Source organism: Pedobacter humicola, assembly GCF_056490705.1.
This window is the reverse complement of the sequence record NZ_JBWJIG010000009.1, coordinates 223,050-240,171: the sequence shown is the minus strand read 5'-3', so window position 1 is coordinate 240,171 and position 17,122 is coordinate 223,050. Positions and strand designations below refer to the sequence as shown.

The 17,122-nt window shown below is 39.6% G+C and carries 18 protein-coding genes; 16 read left to right on the top strand and 2 right to left on the bottom strand.

The window, feature by feature from the left end; translation table 11 throughout:
- Positions 1 to 10: 10 nt before the first annotated feature.
- The 15 genes from AC04Q1_RS15805 (at position 11) to AC04Q1_RS15735 (ending at position 14,638) form a co-directional block, all read left to right on the top strand.
- Positions 11 to 598 carry an ORF6N domain-containing protein gene (locus tag AC04Q1_RS15805; RefSeq protein ID WP_478365548.1) on the top strand — a complete coding sequence of 196 codons (588 nt, stop codon included), beginning with the start codon at positions 11 to 13 and terminating at the stop codon, positions 596 to 598.
- Positions 599 to 619: 21 nt separating this feature from the next.
- Positions 620 to 2,371 (top strand): biosynthetic-type acetolactate synthase large subunit, encoded by a 1,752-nt coding sequence (gene ilvB / locus AC04Q1_RS15800; RefSeq protein ID WP_478365547.1) that lies wholly within the window; start codon positions 620 to 622, stop codon positions 2,369 to 2,371.
- A gap of 32 nt (positions 2,372 to 2,403) precedes the next feature.
- Complete coding sequence (gene ilvN, locus AC04Q1_RS15795; protein ID WP_478365546.1) at positions 2,404 to 3,042, top strand: acetolactate synthase small subunit; 639 nt, start codon at positions 2,404 to 2,406, stop codon at positions 3,040 to 3,042.
- An 85-nt stretch (positions 3,043 to 3,127) separates the two neighbouring features.
- The gene (locus AC04Q1_RS15790; protein WP_478365545.1) at positions 3,128 to 3,532 is read left to right on the top strand and encodes a glyoxalase superfamily protein; all 405 of its coding nucleotides are present in this window, start codon (positions 3,128 to 3,130) and stop codon (positions 3,530 to 3,532) included.
- Positions 3,533 to 3,544: 12 nt separating this feature from the next.
- Positions 3,545 to 4,006, top strand: a complete 462-nt coding sequence (locus AC04Q1_RS15785) for a DinB family protein (protein WP_478365544.1) — start codon at positions 3,545 to 3,547, stop codon at positions 4,004 to 4,006.
- Between the two features lie 113 nt (positions 4,007 to 4,119).
- A complete protein-coding gene (ilvC, locus tag AC04Q1_RS15780) occupies positions 4,120 to 5,601 on the top strand; it encodes a ketol-acid reductoisomerase (RefSeq protein WP_215125560.1) in 1,482 nt (493 codons plus the stop codon).
- A gap of 107 nt (positions 5,602 to 5,708) precedes the next feature.
- Positions 5,709 to 7,121, top strand: coding sequence for a 3-isopropylmalate dehydratase large subunit (gene leuC / locus AC04Q1_RS15775; protein ID WP_478365543.1), 1,413 nt, complete (start codon positions 5,709 to 5,711; stop codon positions 7,119 to 7,121).
- Between the two features lie 20 nt (positions 7,122 to 7,141).
- Positions 7,142 to 7,414, top strand: a complete 273-nt coding sequence (locus AC04Q1_RS15770; RefSeq protein ID WP_478365542.1) for an antibiotic biosynthesis monooxygenase family protein — start codon at positions 7,142 to 7,144, stop codon at positions 7,412 to 7,414.
- Between the two features lie 24 nt (positions 7,415 to 7,438).
- Complete coding sequence (locus AC04Q1_RS15765; protein WP_478365541.1) at positions 7,439 to 8,125, top strand: class I SAM-dependent methyltransferase; 687 nt, start codon at positions 7,439 to 7,441, stop codon at positions 8,123 to 8,125.
- A gap of 61 nt (positions 8,126 to 8,186) precedes the next feature.
- Positions 8,187 to 8,774, top strand: a complete 588-nt coding sequence (gene leuD, locus AC04Q1_RS15760; protein ID WP_478365540.1) for a 3-isopropylmalate dehydratase small subunit — start codon at positions 8,187 to 8,189, stop codon at positions 8,772 to 8,774.
- Between the two features lie 74 nt (positions 8,775 to 8,848).
- Positions 8,849 to 10,309 carry an ATP-binding cassette domain-containing protein gene (locus tag AC04Q1_RS15755; RefSeq protein WP_478365539.1) on the top strand — a complete coding sequence of 487 codons (1,461 nt, stop codon included), beginning with the start codon at positions 8,849 to 8,851 and terminating at the stop codon, positions 10,307 to 10,309.
- A 4-nt stretch (positions 10,310 to 10,313) separates the two neighbouring features.
- The gene (leuB, locus tag AC04Q1_RS15750; RefSeq protein WP_478365538.1) at positions 10,314 to 11,405 is read left to right on the top strand and encodes a 3-isopropylmalate dehydrogenase; all 1,092 of its coding nucleotides are present in this window, start codon (positions 10,314 to 10,316) and stop codon (positions 11,403 to 11,405) included.
- Positions 11,406 to 11,415: 10 nt separating this feature from the next.
- The gene (locus tag AC04Q1_RS15745; RefSeq protein WP_478365537.1) at positions 11,416 to 12,576 is read left to right on the top strand and encodes a 2-isopropylmalate synthase; all 1,161 of its coding nucleotides are present in this window, start codon (positions 11,416 to 11,418) and stop codon (positions 12,574 to 12,576) included.
- A gap of 348 nt (positions 12,577 to 12,924) precedes the next feature.
- The gene (gene ilvA, locus AC04Q1_RS15740; protein WP_478365536.1) at positions 12,925 to 14,175 is read left to right on the top strand and encodes a threonine ammonia-lyase IlvA; all 1,251 of its coding nucleotides are present in this window, start codon (positions 12,925 to 12,927) and stop codon (positions 14,173 to 14,175) included.
- Positions 14,176 to 14,287: 112 nt separating this feature from the next.
- Positions 14,288 to 14,638 (top strand): cupin domain-containing protein, encoded by a 351-nt coding sequence (locus AC04Q1_RS15735; protein WP_478365535.1) that lies wholly within the window; start codon positions 14,288 to 14,290, stop codon positions 14,636 to 14,638.
- A 191-nt stretch (positions 14,639 to 14,829) separates the two neighbouring features.
- Here AC04Q1_RS15735 and AC04Q1_RS15730 read toward each other — a convergent pair whose 3' ends face one another.
- Positions 14,830 to 15,390, bottom strand: a complete 561-nt coding sequence (locus AC04Q1_RS15730) for a DUF4230 domain-containing protein (protein ID WP_478365534.1) — start codon at positions 15,388 to 15,390, stop codon at positions 14,830 to 14,832.
- A 136-nt stretch (positions 15,391 to 15,526) separates the two neighbouring features.
- Between AC04Q1_RS15730 and AC04Q1_RS15725 the strand changes: the two genes are divergently transcribed.
- Positions 15,527 to 15,898, top strand: coding sequence for a hypothetical protein (locus AC04Q1_RS15725; RefSeq protein WP_478365533.1), 372 nt, complete (start codon positions 15,527 to 15,529; stop codon positions 15,896 to 15,898).
- Between the two features lie 179 nt (positions 15,899 to 16,077).
- Here the strand turns inward: AC04Q1_RS15725 and AC04Q1_RS15720 are convergent, their stop codons facing one another.
- Positions 16,078 to 17,070, bottom strand: coding sequence for an ABC transporter ATP-binding protein (locus tag AC04Q1_RS15720; RefSeq protein ID WP_478365532.1), 993 nt, complete (start codon positions 17,068 to 17,070; stop codon positions 16,078 to 16,080).
- Positions 17,071 to 17,122 lie beyond the last annotated feature (52 nt).

Genomic DNA, 17,122 nt, shown 5'->3' with positions numbered 1-17,122 from the left:
AAAACAGATTATGCAAATAATTAAAAGTATTCAGAATAGGATTTATGAAATCCGGGGAGAAAGAGTAATGCTCGACTTTAATCTGGCATCGCTTTATGAAGTTGAAACGAAGGTTTTAAATCAAGCCGTTAAACGCAACATCAAGCGTTTTCCAGATGATTTTATGTTTCAGTTAACTTCTGCAGAGTTTGAAGATATAAAATTTCAGATAGATGCTAATCAAGATGCTTCTTCACAAATTGTGGCAACAGGTGAAATCAACTTGAAGTCACAATTTGTGACTTCAAGTTGGGGAGGTACCCGGAAATTGCCCTACGCTTTTACAGAGCAAGGTATAGCCATGTTAAGTGGCGTTTTAAAAAGTGACAAGGCGATTAATATGAATATCGCCATTATGAGAGCATTTGTTGACATTCGAAAAATTGTGCTAAAACAAAGCAGTATTAATGAACAGTTAACAGAAATTAAAGAACGGATTGGCGAACACGATGTTCAGCTCAACGAACTTTATGATGCAATGGAAAATTTAATAGATGAGAAAATTGCTCAAATCAAGTGGAACGACAGAGAAAGAATTGGGTTTAAAATCAAAAAATAATAGAACCGCAAAAACATAACTATGGAAACTGCACAAGAAACAATACAACAAAACGAGGCGAAAGCAGAAACCTCAAAAACCTTATTCAAAGGAACAGGCTCGCAGGTTTTGTTGAATGGATTAATTGAAGAAGGTGTTACCACTATTTTTGGTTATCCAGGTGGAGCAATCATGCCTATTTATGATGCTCTTTACGATTATGCCGATAAATTAGAACATATATTGGTCCGCCATGAGCAAGGTGGTATCCATGCCGCTCAGGGCTTTGCCAGAGCAAGCGGTGAGGTTGGTGTTGTTTTCGCAACCAGCGGACCAGGTGCAACCAACCTGGTTACCGGTTTAGCAGATGCACAGATCGACAGTACACCATTGGTTTGTATCACCGGACAGGTTTTCGCCCACTTATTGGGTACGGATGCTTTTCAGGAAACCGATGTAATCAACATTACCACTCCGGTTACCAAATGGAACTATCAGGTTACTGATGCCAAAGAAATCCAGGAGGTATTGGCCAAGGCTTTTTACATTGCTAAAAGTGGCAGACCTGGTCCTGTTTTAATTGACATCACCAAAAATGCACAGATACAGATTGAGGAATTTCCTGAATATGTAAAATGTAGCCACATCCGTAGTTATCGCTCAAAACCAAAAGTTAGGATCGAATATATTGAGCAAGCAGCTGAGTTGATCAATTCAGCAAAAAAACCATTTGTATTATTTGGTCAAGGCGTTGTTTTAGGAAAAGCCGAAGAAGAATTTAAGGCTTTTCTTGATAAAAGTGGAATTCCTGCGGCATGGACAATCATGGGCGAAGGTGCAATTCCGACTTCACATCCATTAAACGTGGGTATGTTGGGCATGCATGGTAATTATGGACCGAATGTATTGACAAACGAAGCAGATGTTATTATTGCCATCGGTATGCGTTTTGATGACCGCGTAACCGGCCGTTTAGATAAATATGCCAAACAGGCTAAAGTAGTTCACCTGGATATCGATCCTGCTGAAATTGATAAAAATGTTAAAGCAGAAGTTGGTGTTTGGGGTGATTGTAAAGAAACCCTACCCCTATTAACCAATTTGATTAACGAAAACAAACATGAAGATTGGTTGGCTGTCTTCAAGGAATATAATCAACAGGAAATAGACCAGGTGATTACGGCAGAACTTTACCCTGAAGGCGATGAAATAACCATGGGCGAAGTATTGCGTAATATCAATGAAATTTGTGAAGGGGAAGCCATCATCGTTACCGATGTAGGTCAGCATCAAATGGTTGCCTGCCGTTACGCGAAGTTCAACAATACCCGTAGTAATATTACCTCCGGCGGATTAGGTACAATGGGATTTGGCTTACCGGCTGCTATTGGTGCAAAATATGGCGCTCCTAACAAAACCGTTATTGCCATTATCGGTGATGGTGGTTTCCAGATGACACCACAAGAACTAGGAACGATTATGCAGTTTGGTGCTGAAGTAAAAATCTTGATTTTAAACAACCGCTTTTTAGGTATGGTTCGCCAATGGCAACAGTTATTTAACGACAAACGTTATTCGTTTGTGAACATTACCAGCCCTGATTTCGTTGCCTTAGCAAAATCTTACTACATAGAGGCCAATAAAGTTGATGCGCGTGCAAACCTAAAAACCGCATTAGAAACGATGATTAACCACAAAGGTGCTTACCTATTAGAAGTAATGGTTGGTAGAGAAAATAACGTTTTCCCAATGGTTCCACAAGGAATGAGCGTAAGCGAAATCAGATTGAAGTAAGTTGAAAGGTTTAAGGTAAAAAAGAAATTATCATGAGTACTGAAGATAAAATAAAATATACAGAAGATACGGTTGATCTTGAAGGAAAACAGGAATATACCATTACGGTGTATGCCGAAAACCGCATCGGATTGTTAAACAGGATAGCGATTATTTTCTCTAAAAGAAAAATCAACATCGAAAGTTTGAACACTTCTCCGTCAGAAATCGATGGGATACACCGTTTCAACATCGTTATCCACGAAGGATATGAAGTAGTGAGAAAGCTTGCCCGTCAGATCGAAAAGCAAATTGAGGTATTGAAGGTATATTTCAATACCAACGAGGAAATTATCTGGCAGGAGTTGGCGCTTTACAAAGTTTCTACAGATGAAATTGCAGAGAAAGTAACCGTTGAGCGTTTATTACGCCAATACGGTGCCAGTGCCGTGGTGATCCGTAAAGATTACACTGTGTTTGCAGTAACCGGCCACCGCGAAGAAACCGACGCTCTTGTAAAAGCTTTAGAGCCTTACGAACTAATTGAGTTTGTGCGTTCGGCAAGGGTAGCCATTATTAAAGATAGCGCTGGTTTCCACGAAAAACTAAAAGAATTCGAGGCTTTTGAACCAGGTGAAGAATTGGTAGAAAATGAGTTCTTGGAAAAAGGCGAAAAGATTTTCACGATGTAGGCCTCTCCCTTAAGCCCCCTCTCCTAAAGCAGAAGGGACTTAAATAAATGAGAGAAAAGCACTTTATAGGCTGGAGATTAAAAATATGAAATGTAATAAAGCAATACCGATTTTAAGAATATTTGATTACGATAAAGCAATTGAATTTTATATCGACTGGTTGGGCTTTAAAATAGACTGGGAGCATACTTTTGAAGAGAACACCCCGGTTTACATGCAGATTTCGTTAGGCGGCATTGAGTTGCATTTAAGCGAACATCACGGGGATAGTTCACCAGGTGCACATGTTCATATTGATTGTACAGGTTTAAAAGCATTTCATAAAGAAATATTAGCTAAAAAGTACAAATACAACAGACCTGGTTTGGAGAAAACTTTTTATGGAACATGGGCCGTAACCGTAAACGATCCGTTCTTTAATAAGATTACCTTTAATGAGGAACTAATTCAGGCTGAAAGCTCAAAGACTAAAGACGAAAACACAAATTAGATAGAAAGCAAAATGAACCAGGTATTTGAATTTATAATCAACTCACGCAAGGCATTTATTCAGTTAATCGATAGTTTAACAATCGAAGAATTGAATAAAATCCCTGACGGTTATAACAACAATATCATCTGGAATTTTGGGCATATTGTAGTGAGCACACAAACACTTTGTTATGTCCGTACCGGTATATTGCAAAATGCGGCTTCGGTAAAATTTAACGAGTATTATAAAAAGGATACGAAACCATCTTATACGGTAACTGAAGAAGAAGTAGCAGAATTGAAAGCCATCGCATTAGAGAGCATTGAAAAGATAAAAGAAGACTATGCAAATGGAAATTTTTCGAACATCACTCCTTTTACAACCGCTACTTATGGTGCGCAATTAAACAGCATAGAAGAAGTACTGATTACGACCATCGGTCATGATAACGTACATTACGGTTATGCATGGGCACTCAGGAAACTGATGTAAAATGGAAGATGTGAGATGGAAAATGGATGATAGGTAAAAATCAGTGTAATCATACCGAAGGAAAAAAGAATATATAACCCGATAATTAAATAGAAATTAACCAATAAAAAACAATGGCAAATTATTTTAACACATTACCTCTTAGAGAAAAATTAAACCAATTAGGTGTTTGCGACTTCATGGACAGTTCTGAATTTTTGGATGGGGTTAGCGCATTAAAAGGCAAAAAACTGGTAATTGTAGGTTGTGGCGCCCAAGGCTTAAACCAAGGTTTAAATTTAAGAGATAGTGGTTTAGATGTAAGCTACACTTTACGTAAGGAAGCAATTGAAGGTAAACGCGATTCGTGGAAAAACGCAACTGAAAATAATTTCACAGTAGGTACTTACGAAGAGTTGATTCCAAATGCAGATGTAGTAATTAACCTTACTCCTGATAAACAACACACCGCTGTTGTAAATGCAATTATGCCTTTAATGAAAGAAGGTGCTACTTTGTTATATTCACACGGTTTCAATATCGTGGAAGAAGGTATGCAGATCCGTAAAGATTTAACCGTAATTATGGTTGCACCTAAATGCCCAGGCAGTGAAGTTAGAGCAGAATATGTTCGTGGTTTCGGCGTTCCAACCTTAATTGCAGTTCACCCTGAAAACGATCCGCAAGGAAAAGGATTGGCACAGGCAAAAGCATATTGCGCGGGTACTGGTGGCCATAGAGCAGGTGTATTAAAATCATCATTCGTAGCTGAGGTAAAATCAGATTTAATGGGCGAGCAAACCATCCTTTGTGGTTTATTGCAAACAGGTTCTATCCTATCTTTCGATAAAATGGTCGAAAAAGGAATCGACGCAGGTTACGCTTCTAAACTGGTTCAATACGGTGTTGAAGTCATTACCGAAGCCTTAAAACAAGGTGGTATCACTGCCATGATGGACAGATTAAGCAATGTTGCTAAAATCAAAGCTTTCGAAATTTCTGAAGAATTGAAAGACATCATGCGCCCATTGTTCCAAAAACACCAGGACGATATTATGAGTGGCGAATTTAGTCGTACCATGATGGAAGATTGGGCAAATGGGGATAAAAATTTACTAAAATGGAGAGCTGAAACAGGCGAAACTGCTTTCGAAAAAACACCGGCTGGAGATGTGAAGATTGGTGAGCAGGAATATTTTGATAACTATACTTTAATGGTTGCTTTTGTTCGTGCGGGTGTTGAATTGGCCTTCGAAACGATGGTACAGGCAGGTATTAAACCAGAATCGGCCTACTACGAATCGTTACACGAAACACCACTTATTGCCAACACCATTGCACGTAAGAAATTGTTCGAAATGAACCGTGTAATTTCTGATACCGCTGAGTATGGTTGCTACTTGTTCGATCAGGCTTGTAAACCACTTTTAGGCGATTTCATGAAAAAAGTAGATACCGATTTAGTAGGTAAAAACTTTAACGAAGGTAAAGATGGTGCAGTTGATAACAGAAAATTAATCGATATCAATGAGGCTATCCGCTCTCACGAAGTAGAGCAGATTGGCGCTACATTGCGTAAGGCAATGACGGCAATGAAAGCAATTAAAACAGCATAACCTCACCCTAAATCCCCTCTCCTAAAAGAGAGGGGGCTTTGGATAGGTCATATAAAAAACAATAATTACAAACTTAAATTCCCCCTTTAGGGGGCTAGGGGGTTAAAATGTCAAAAACATTAGTAGAAAAAATTTGGGATGCTCACGTTGTCAAAAGTGAAGAAGGATTTCCTGATATTTTATACATTGATACACACTTAATACACGAGGTAACTTCTCCGCAGGCATTTGATGGCTTGCGCAAAAGAGGCTTACCTGTTTTACGTCCGAAACAAACCGTAGCCACTGCCGATCATAACGTACCTACGTTGAACCAGTTGTTGCCAATTAAAGAGGAACTTTCGCGCTATCAGGTTGATATGCTAACCAAGAACTGCGCAGAATTCGGCGTAGAACTTTATGGCTTAGGGCATCCTTTCCAGGGTATTGTGCATGTTATAGGTCCAGAGCTCGGCATTACCTTACCCGGTAAAACAATGGTTTGCGGAGATAGCCATACCTCTACCCACGGTGCTTTTGGCGCCATCGCTTTTGGTATAGGAACTTCGCAGGTAGAGCAGGTTTTCGCCACGCAATGTTTATTGCAATCGAAACCTAAAACCATGAAAATTGAGGTAAATGGTAAACTTGGACAGGGTGTTGGCGCAAAAGACATTATCTTATACATTATTGCCAAAATCTCTGCAGCTGGCGGTACAGGTTATTTTATTGAGTATGCAGGTTCGGCAATCGAGGCTTTAAGTATGGAGGCACGTATGACCATCTGTAACATGAGTATCGAAATGGGGGCACGTGGTGGATTAATTGCACCAGACCAAACCACTTTCGATTACATCAAAGGAAGAGAATTTGCTCCTAAAGGCGAAGAATGGGATAAAGCTTTGGCTTACTGGAAAACATTATATAGCGATGCTGACGCCAAATTTGATAGTGTGTTAACCTTTGATGCCGCAGATATCGCTCCAATGATTACCTATGGAACAAACCCGGGAATGGGCATGGGCATACAGGAACATATTCCGGCAACTGGTGCACAACCGGAAAAAGAAAAACTTTCGTACCAGAAAGCATTAGATTATATGGGCTTTGAGGATGATTCGTCGTTGATCGGAAAACCGGTTGATTATGTGTTCATCGGAAGCTGTACCAACTCACGCATTGAAGATTTACGTGAAGTTGCCGATTTTGTAAAGGATAAACGCAAAGCAGACAATGTGACGGTTTGGATTGTTCCAGGGTCGAAACAAGTAGAACAACAGGCTAAAAACGAAGGTTTAGACAAGATTTTCGAAGCCGCTGGTTTTCAGCTACGCGAACCGGGTTGCAGTGCCTGTTTAGGGATGAACGAAGATAAAATCCCGGCTGGCAAATATTGTGTATCCACATCAAACAGAAATTTTGAAGGTAGACAAGGACAGAATGCCCGTACATTATTGGCCAGCCCGCTTACCGCAGCAGCAGCAGCCGTAACCGGCAAAATTACCGATGTAAGGGCTTTATTAGAAAAGATAGAAAGTTGAGGGTTCTAGAAGTCGCAATATTGAATGTAAAAACCGGATTTTCAGCCGATTTTGAAAAAGCTTTTAGCGAAGCACAAAAAATCATTTCCACAATGGAGGGTTACATTTCGCATCAGCTTCAAAAATGTGTGGAAGTAGAAAACAAATACATCCTGCTAGTAAACTGGAAAACACTGGAGGCACATACCGAAGGTTTTAGAGGATCGGCGGAATACCAGGGTTGGAAAAAGTTATTACATCATTTTTATGATCCTTTTCCAACGGTTGAGCATTTTATTGAAATAGAGGCTTAACAATAAATGGTTAAATAAAAACAAATGGAAACATTACAAGAAATACAAAACCAGTTTAATGCAGTATCTGAAAAATATGATAGGCAAAGGCGCTTTCTCATCCCTTGTTTTGACGATTTCTATGGGACTGCTTTAACGCTTTCGGAAGAAGTTTCTGTTGTAAAAAACATTTTAGATGTTGGAGCCGGGACAGGATTAATGAGTGCTTTTTTCCAGGAGAAATATCCTGATGCTAAAATAACCCTGGTTGATATTTCGGCAGATATGCTTAAAAAAGCAGAGGAGCGCTTTGATGGCAATGAAAACATCAGTTTTTTAAATGCGGACTTTGCTACCGTTGATTTACCGGAAAACCATTATGATTTAGTGGTTTCGGGATTGGCCATTCATCATTTGCCAGATCAATTGAAACAACAACTTTTTGGTAAAATAAAAAAAACGCTGCGTGCGGGTGGCTGGTTTATCAATGCCGATCAGGTTTTAGGGGATACCGATTTAGCCGAAAAGGTGTATACCGAAAATTGGAAAAAGCATGTCCAACAACACCCGGATTTAACCCAGGAAGAAAAACAAAGCGCCTTTGAGCGAATTAAGGTCGACATTATGGCTCCCTTATCCGCTCAATTAGCATGGCTGGAAGCCGCAGGAATGAAAAATGCAAACTGCTACTATCAGTATTACAATTTTGTAGTTTTTGCAGCAAATAATTAAAAAACATTGAAATCACCACCAACCGGTGAAATCATTCAAATCTGTGTAATCATCATTAAAAATGAAAAAATTCACAAAATTAACATCGGCAGTAGTGCCATTAAACATAGAAAATATCGATACCGATCAGATCATCCCTGCTCGGTTCCTAAAAGCAACCACCCGTGAAGGTTTTGGCGAAAATTTATTTCGCGACTGGCGTTACGAAAACGATAACCAACCAAAGGCTGATTTCGTGATGAATAATCCAACTTATAGTGGTCAGGTTTTGGTTGCAGGAAAAAACTTTGGGTGTGGAAGTAGTCGTGAACATGCCGCATGGGCCATTCAGGATGCCGGCTTTGATGCGGTAATCAGCAGTTTCTTTGCCGATATCTTTAAAGGAAATGCGCTAAACAATGGCTTATTACCCATACAGGTGAGTGAAGAGTTTTTGGCACAGATTTTCAAAGCAGTTGATCACAATCCAAAATCGGCTTTAGAAGTTGATCTTGAAAACCAAACGGTAACGATTGTAGAAACCGGAGCTAAAGAATCTTTTGAGATCAACCCATACAAAAAATCGTGTTTGATAAACGGTTATGATGATATCGATTTCATCTTAAACCAAAAACAATTGATTGAAGAATTTGAAAAAGGCCGAGGGTAGAAAGGCAAAGCAGAAACACTAAAGAAAACCTTAATCTGCTTAGGCATATAAGGTGGTAAAAGAATAAAGAACACATGGCAGAGCGTTTCGTCAGCATCCAAAATTTAAACTTAAAGTTTCAGCAAAAAGCTGTGCTAAGGGATTTGAACTGGACCATTAATCGTAGTGAAAACTGGGTATTGGGCGGAATTAGTGGAAGCGGAAAAACCTCGTTGGCTAAAAGAATCGCTGGCTTACTAAGTGTTCCCGGCGAGGTGAAAATTTATTTTGACAACGAAAGTTTATTACCTGCCGAAACCTTGTTTGTTGAAAGCTGGTACCAGTTTAAAAACTTAGAAGGTGTTGCCAATTTTTATTATCAACAACGGTACACGAGCCAACAGGCCAAAGAAACTTTAACTGTTCATGCAGAATTGGTTAGCTATGGCAAAGAAAAGGGCCTTCATTTCGATCAGGTTGAACCTATTTTGGAGGCTTTAGGTTTTGCAACATTTGCCAGTTCACAATTGATCGAATTATCCAGCGGCGAACATAAAAAACTGCAACTGGTAAAAGCCTTATGGTTAAAACCGCAGTTATTGATCATCGATCAGCCTTATACCGGTTTAGATGCGGCATCCCGTAAGAATTTAAACATTTTATTGGATCAGATTGCAAAAGAAGGTGCTCAGTTGATTTTAATATGCAACGATACTGAATTACCAACCTGTATAACATCATTTGCTGAAATAAGAAACGGACAATTGGTTAAAGTAGATGCTTTAGAAACATCTGCCAATACCAAACCCCGCTTAAAAGAAATTCCGGCATTCTTAAAAGAACCGCCTGTTTACAGTTCGCAAAATATTGTTAAAATGATTGATGTGAACATCAGTTATGGCGATAAACAGGTATTAAAAAATATCAACTGGGAAGTTAAGGCTGGAGAAAAATGGCTTTTACAGGGGCATAACGGATCAGGGAAATCAACATTGCTGAGTTTAGTAAACGGCGACCATCCACAATCTTATGCCAACGAACTTTATTTATTCGGCAACAGACGTGGAAGCGGCGAAAGTATATGGGATATTAAACAGCACATTGGTTTAATATCGCCTGAGTTTCACTGGTATTTCGATGCTACGGCCACCGTTTGGCAAAGCATCGCTTCGGGCTTTTACGATACCGTAGGTTTGTTTCAACAGTTGCCCTATACCAAAAGCACACAGGTTGATGAACTTGTGGAGTATTTTGGATTAACTGAAAACAAAAATGAATTATTAACCGCGCTTCCGCTTGGTAAACAACGATTGGTATTGTTGGCGCGGACGATTATAAAAAACCCGGAACTATTAATTCTGGACGAACCCTGTCAAGGTTTAGACCAACAGCAAACACAACATTTTAACCAATTGGTTGATGAACTGTGCAGCAATGGAATGACCTTAATTTATGTTGGCCATTTTGAATCGCAGCTGCCAACCTGCATAGAAAAAAGAATATTGTTAGAAAAAGGCGAGGTAAAAGTCGTCGAAACTATACTAGAAAACGTTTAGTACAATGAAGAAGAACATTTTAGTAATACCTGGAGATGGTATTGGACCCGAAGTAACCACTTGGGGAAAAGCAGCATTAGAAAAAATTGCCGAAATTTTTGGCCATGAATTTGTGTTTGATGAAGCTCTAATGGGCCATGCAGCCATTGAAGTTACTGGCGAGCCTTTGCCGGATGAAACTTTAGAAAAAGCGAGACAAAGCGACGCTATCCTTTTTGGCGCAATCGGTCATGCCAAATACGATAACGACCCGAGTTTAAAAGTTAGACCAGAGCAGGGTTTGCTAAAAATCCGTAAGGAATTGGGTTTATTTGCCAACCTCCGCCCAATATTACTATTTGATGAACTTCTTGAAGCCTCTAGTATTAAACCAGAAATTTTAAGAGGTACCGACATTTTATTCTTCCGCGAATTAACCGGAGATGTGTACTTCGGTGAGAAAATACGCTCTGAAGACAGAAATACGGCTTCAGATCTGATGATTTATCACCGTTATGAAGTAGAACGTATTGCCCACAAAGCATACCAGGCCGCACAACAACGCAACAAAAGATTGTGTTCAGTAGATAAAGCAAATGTTTTAGAAAGTTCCCGCTTATGGCGCGAAACGGTTCAGGAAATTGCAAAACAATACCCTGATGTAGAAACTGAACACATGTTTATCGATAATGCAGCCATGCAGCTGATTAAAAATCCAAAGAAATTCGACGTGGTGTTAACCGCCAACTTATTTGGTGATATTTTAACCGATGAGGCTTCGCAGATTGCAGGTTCAATGGGTATGCTCGCCTCCGCATCTGTTGGCGAAAGTACAGGTTTCTTTGAGCCGATCCACGGTTCTGCCCACGATATTACAGGCAAAGATTTGGCTAACCCACTGGCTTCTATCCTATCGGCGGCTTTAATGCTGGAAATTGGTTTCGGATTAAAAGAAGAAGCTAAATTACTGGTTGATACCGTTGACCAGGTACTTAAGGAAGGCTTTAGAACACATGATATTGCTGACCAAAATACAAACCGATTTAAAGTTTTAGGCACAGCCGAAATGGGTAAATTGGTAATTAAATTCTTATCCCAAAAATTAATCACATCCTAAACTTAAGATTATGATTCACGACCCAAACAAAGTTTATATTTTCGACACGACATTGCGTGACGGCGAGCAGGTTCCAGGCTGCCAGTTAGATACAAACCAAAAAGTAGAAATCGCTAAATCACTCGAGCTTTTAGGTGTGGATGTGATTGAAGCGGGTTTCCCGGTATCTAGTCCAGGAGATTTTAACAGCGTAATTGAGTTATCAAAAGCAGTCAGTAATCCAATTATCTGTGCTTTAACCCGTGCAAATAAAAATGATATCGATGTTGCTGCAGATGCTTTACGTTATGCAAAAAGACCGCGTATCCACACCGGGATCGGCTCGTCTGATTTCCATATCAAACATAAATTTAACAGTACCCGTGAAGATATTTTAGAACGTGCTGTTGATGCCGTAAAATATGCTAAAAAATATGTGGAAGATGTTGAGTTCTACGCTGAAGATGCTGGCCGCGCCGACATCGAGTTTTTAGCCAAAATGATCGAAGCGGTAATTGCTGCTGGTGCAACAGTGGTAAACATCCCTGATACAAACGGTTACTGCCTGCCAGATCAATATGGTTCGAAAATTCTTTTCTTAAAAGAGAATGTAAAAAATATCGACCAGGCCATTATATCGGTACACTGCCACAACGATTTAGGTTTGGCTACAGCCAATTCTATTGCCGGCTTACAAAATGGTGCCCGCCAGGTAGAATGTACCATCAACGGCATCGGAGAGCGTGCAGGCAATACATCCATGGAAGAAGTCGTCATGATTTTGAAAACACACAAGATTTTGGGCCTAAACACCCAGATTGATGCTACCCGTTTTTACGAAATGAGCCATATGGTGAGAAACCAGATGAATATGCCAGTTCAACCAAACAAAGCAATTGTTGGCGGCAATGCATTTTCGCATAGTTCAGGTATTCACCAGGATGGTTTCCTGAAAAACCGTGAAAACTACGAAATTATTAAACCTGAAGATGTTGGTTTCCCTGATGCGACAATTGTATTGACAGCAAGAAGTGGCCGCCACGCCTTAAAACATCATTTAGAGCGTTTAGGTCATAGATTGGAAAAAGATCATTTAGATATTGTTTACAAAAAATTCCTGGTTTTGGCCGATAGTAAACAGGGCATTAACGACCACGATTTAAACCAATTGGTTGCTTTGCATTTAGCCTAAAGCTCAGGATTTGGCATTAAGCGGGTGGCATTTTTAGTTTAAGGCACCGGCTTAATTTACCTAAACCTGATAGCAGTGGAAATACTTTTTAATTGCAGCAACCTTTAATATGATGTCATGCTGAGGTACGAAGCATCTGCAACCTATGAAACAGGCTTCTTCAATCTTCAGCATTACAGTGGTTTTAAAAAGATTGAAACGAATAGCAGGACTGTAAGAACCGAAAAGTACCAACCCCTGCTTTACAAAAAAATAAAAGAGAGATCTCAGTCTTGATACTGAATACTTGATACTACTAAATACCCGATACTTAGCACTAGAACGATCTCTCCACTTGATACTAAAACAATGAATACGACAACACCGAATACACTAGATTTTCAATCTGCATCGCAACGGTTAAAGGGCGTGGTAAAACGTACACCTTTGGAGTTTAACGCCGGGCTTTCTGCCCATTACAATGCCAATATTTATTTAAAAAGGGAAGACCTGCAGATTGTACGTTCGTACAAATTACGTGGCGCCTACAATAAAATTAGCACGTTGCCACAAGATGCCTTGATTAACGGTGTAGTTTGTGCAAGTGCTGGTAACCACGCACAGGGTGTAGCATATTCATGCAAAAAGCTGGGCATCAAAGGTGTTATTTTTATGCCCGAAATTACACCTAAACAAAAGGTGAAACAAACCTACATGTTTGGCGGCGACAGTGTAGAAGTGGTTTTGGTGGGTGATACTTTCGATGATTGTTTGAAAGAAGCCCTTGCCTACAGCGCGGAAAAATCGGCCACTTTTATTCCACCGTTTGATGATGAAAAAGTAATTGAAGGACAAGCTACGGTTGGTGTAGAGATTTATGAAGATCTACCGGATTTGGATATGGTGGTGATGCCAGTTGGCGGTGGCGGTTTGGCATCAGGCGTAAGTGCCTATATGAAAACCGTTAAACCTGAGGTAAAACTGGTTGGTGTAGAACCACTGGGCGCACCATCGATGGTTACCGCGATGGAATATGGTGGTCCATTTACTTTAGAAGAGATAGATCGTTTTGTTGATGGTGCTGCTGTAAAAAGGATCGGGCATATTACTTACGAATATTGCAAGGAACTTCTGGATCAGATGCATTTAATCCCTGAAGGGAAAATATGCACCACCATACTAAAACTATATAACGAAGATGCTATTGTTGTTGAACCTGCAGGAGCCCTGTCTGTAGCTGCATTAGATCAGCTTAAAGACCAGATTACCGGTAAAACGGTAGTTTGTATCGTTAGCGGTGGAAATAACGACATAGAGCGCATGCAGGAGATTAAAGAGAAATCTCTGCTTTTCGAAGGCTTGAAACATTATTTCATTGTACGCTTCCCACAAAGACCAGGTGCTTTAAAGCTTTTTGTGAATGAAGTTTTAGGTCCACAGGATGATATTACCCGTTTTGAGTTTATTAAAAAAACGAATAAGGAAAACGGCCCTGCACTGGTGGGAATAGAACTTTCTAACAAAAACGATTATGCAAGTTTATTGCAGCGCATGAAAGATTTTAAATTCGAAATTATTGAGCTCAACCAGGATCAGACTTTGTTTGAATACTTGGTTTAATGCCTGTTTTAACACAGAGGACACAATTATAATTTAATTTCTTTGTCATCCTGAGCCTGTCGAACGATAAGTATAGTATTTCGCCAGGCTCAACACGACATATCTTATAAAAATGAATTTCAAAGACTTAAGCAACAAAACATTAATTTCTGACAGCGATATCGATTGGGAAGATTTAGGCGCGGGCGTTAAACGCAAGATTATGGCTTATGATGACCAGCTGATGTTGGTTAAAGTAGCTTTTGAAAAAGATGCCATAGGTACCATCCATAACCATCCTCACTTACAAATGAGTTATGTTGCCAAAGGCAGTTTTGAAGTGAGCATGGGCGATGAGAAGAAAATCTTAACTGAAGGAGATGTTTTCTTTGCCCCAACCCTTGTATTTCATGGCGTGGTTTGTCTGGAAGCTGGATTATTGATCGATATTTTTAATCCGCATCGCGAAGACTTCATAAAATAAAATATGTAATCGTCATGCTGATCCGATAGCTATCGGATTTATTTCAGCATCTATCCTGCCTTCCCGAAGTTTTACTTAGTTCTATCTTTCCAGAAAGACCCTGAAATAAATTTACTGCGTAGTTTTCCGCTGCGCTATAGGTCAGGGTGACGACCGCTTAACCCTTAACCTCAAACCTTAAACCTTAAACCTTATTGAAAAGTAAATTTCACATTCTTATAACCCAAACCCTCAATAATCGGTTTAAGTACCGTAGTAGCATTGGTTTTGGTCTGTGTTAAAATACTCGATTTATTCACTTCTGTAGTCACCTGTCTTTCGGCTGCTTTATAGGCCTCGTCTACTAAACTGGCCTCGCGGAAGAAAGCCATCTTTGTATCGTAAACCCGGGAGTTTTTATGATCTATTTTTACATAACAGATTTCGGGCTGTGGCAAATTTACTACAGCAGTGTCCGCATCAATATCAATATCCTCGCGCGTAATTTTTGTGAGGTCGATACAACCCACTGCTTCGGCCTTAACAATCAATAACACACTGGCTTCGGGCAAAAAATCAGTTTTATTTTTATGTTCCAAAACATCGCTGATCTGGTACCTTACCAGCTCTAATTTACCAATGGCTTCGATTTTCTCTACCAGAAGCTGATGCTTGCTCTCTACAGAGGTATTGATGCTAAACTTTTTGGAAATAAATAGATACCCCGCAACGATTAAAATTAACCAGGGCAAAAGGCGAAAAAAGAGCTTCATATCGAATAAAATTGGATGCTAGTAGTTGTGTATTTAATCTGTTGCACAATAATTAATCCATAAATCATGCATTTTATTTTTTTGGCAGCAGATTTGTAATAGCAATATCATACACACAAATAAAACACTAATCAACATGAAAAAACTTACCATCTTAATGCTTTGCATCGCCACACTAGGTCTGGCCTCTTGCAAAAAAGACACAATTGTACAACAGACAGCTCCAAATAGAACTGTTGTATTTGATGTTACGCCAAATAAATGGGTACTAGAAAATGGCAAATACTATCTTGACTTAAATATTCCAGAAATTGACGATATTAATTTCTACGATGAAGGTATATTGGTCTACTCTGCTACTCCAAATTATACCAATTATTATCAACTACCTTACGGTGATATGGACTATGAAGCTCATATTGGGGGTCTTTCGATAAGCAGGTCAACATTACCAACAACCCCAATTAGAATAAAAGTTGTTCTGGTTGCAGCTGAAAATGTAACGTAAAAGAAAAATATTTTAAAACGCTAAAACGACTAATGTTCCTCTGAACTTAGTCGTTTTTTTATGTGCTAATTTTCCCACATTAAAACGTCGTGGATGGAAAATACTGTATCCTTTGATCTCCCAAAAAGTTATAATTATAATTATAATTAGCTCATTAGAACACGAAATTATAATTACAATTAAAACTCTAAAAAACGACTAATGTTCAACTGAACGTGGTCGTTTTTTTTATGCTCTCCCCTGTTCAATTGTAAAGCACGGATGTTCACGCCATTTCTTTCCAATAGCAACTCATCGTAGAAACCTTTGTAGTATACATCTTTTACTTCAAAACGCCTGCTGCTCCAGTTGCTGTTGATTTCGGCCCATTCGGGGTAAAATACAACGAATTCTTTCAGTGTCTTTAAACCTATTTTTTCGGCATCAGTTTTCGATAAAACCACGGCATTACCTAAAATCTGTGCAGTGTAAATGTGTTTGGGATGCTGGTAAATCTCTGATGGTTTTCCGGTCTGCAACAATTCGCCGTTTTTCAGAATCAGCAATTGGTCGGCCAGGAATAATCCATCGGCAGGGTCGTGCGAAACCAAAATTACCGTAACACCGGTTTCTGAGGCTACGCGTTTAATATCTGCACGCAACTGGTTCTTCAGCAAGGCATCAACCTGACTAAAAGGTTCGTCTAATAGTAAAACCTGTGTATCGGCAACCATGGCCTTTGCTATGGCCACGCGCTGCTGCTCTCCCCCGCTCAGTTCGATGATTTTTTTATTTTGAAGTGGTAAAATCCGAAGATGCTCCATCATCTGAAGTGTTTTTTCGGCTTTGGTTTTAAGGTCGGTATTCGATAGTTGTGAGGCAATATTATCGTACACTTTTGCGTAAATATTCAGCGAAAAATCCTGTGTAACCATCTTCATCTGTTTATGGCCAGGTATCAACTGCTCGTCGGGGCCTTTAACCCGCTGATCTTCAAAAAAGATTTCGCCTTCATCAGTTTTCAACAGTCCGTAAATGGATTTCAACAAAGTCGATTTTCCACTGCCACTCTCGCCAATAATGGCTACTACGTCGCCCCTTTTGATCTCGAAACTTACATTTTTAATGCCTCCGGCCTGTTCTGCCTGATATTGTTTGGTTAAATTTTTAACGCTGATTAGGGTATTGCTCACGCGGTAAAGATAAGAAAAAGGTGGAGGGTTTTTAGGTAGAAGGTTTAAGGGA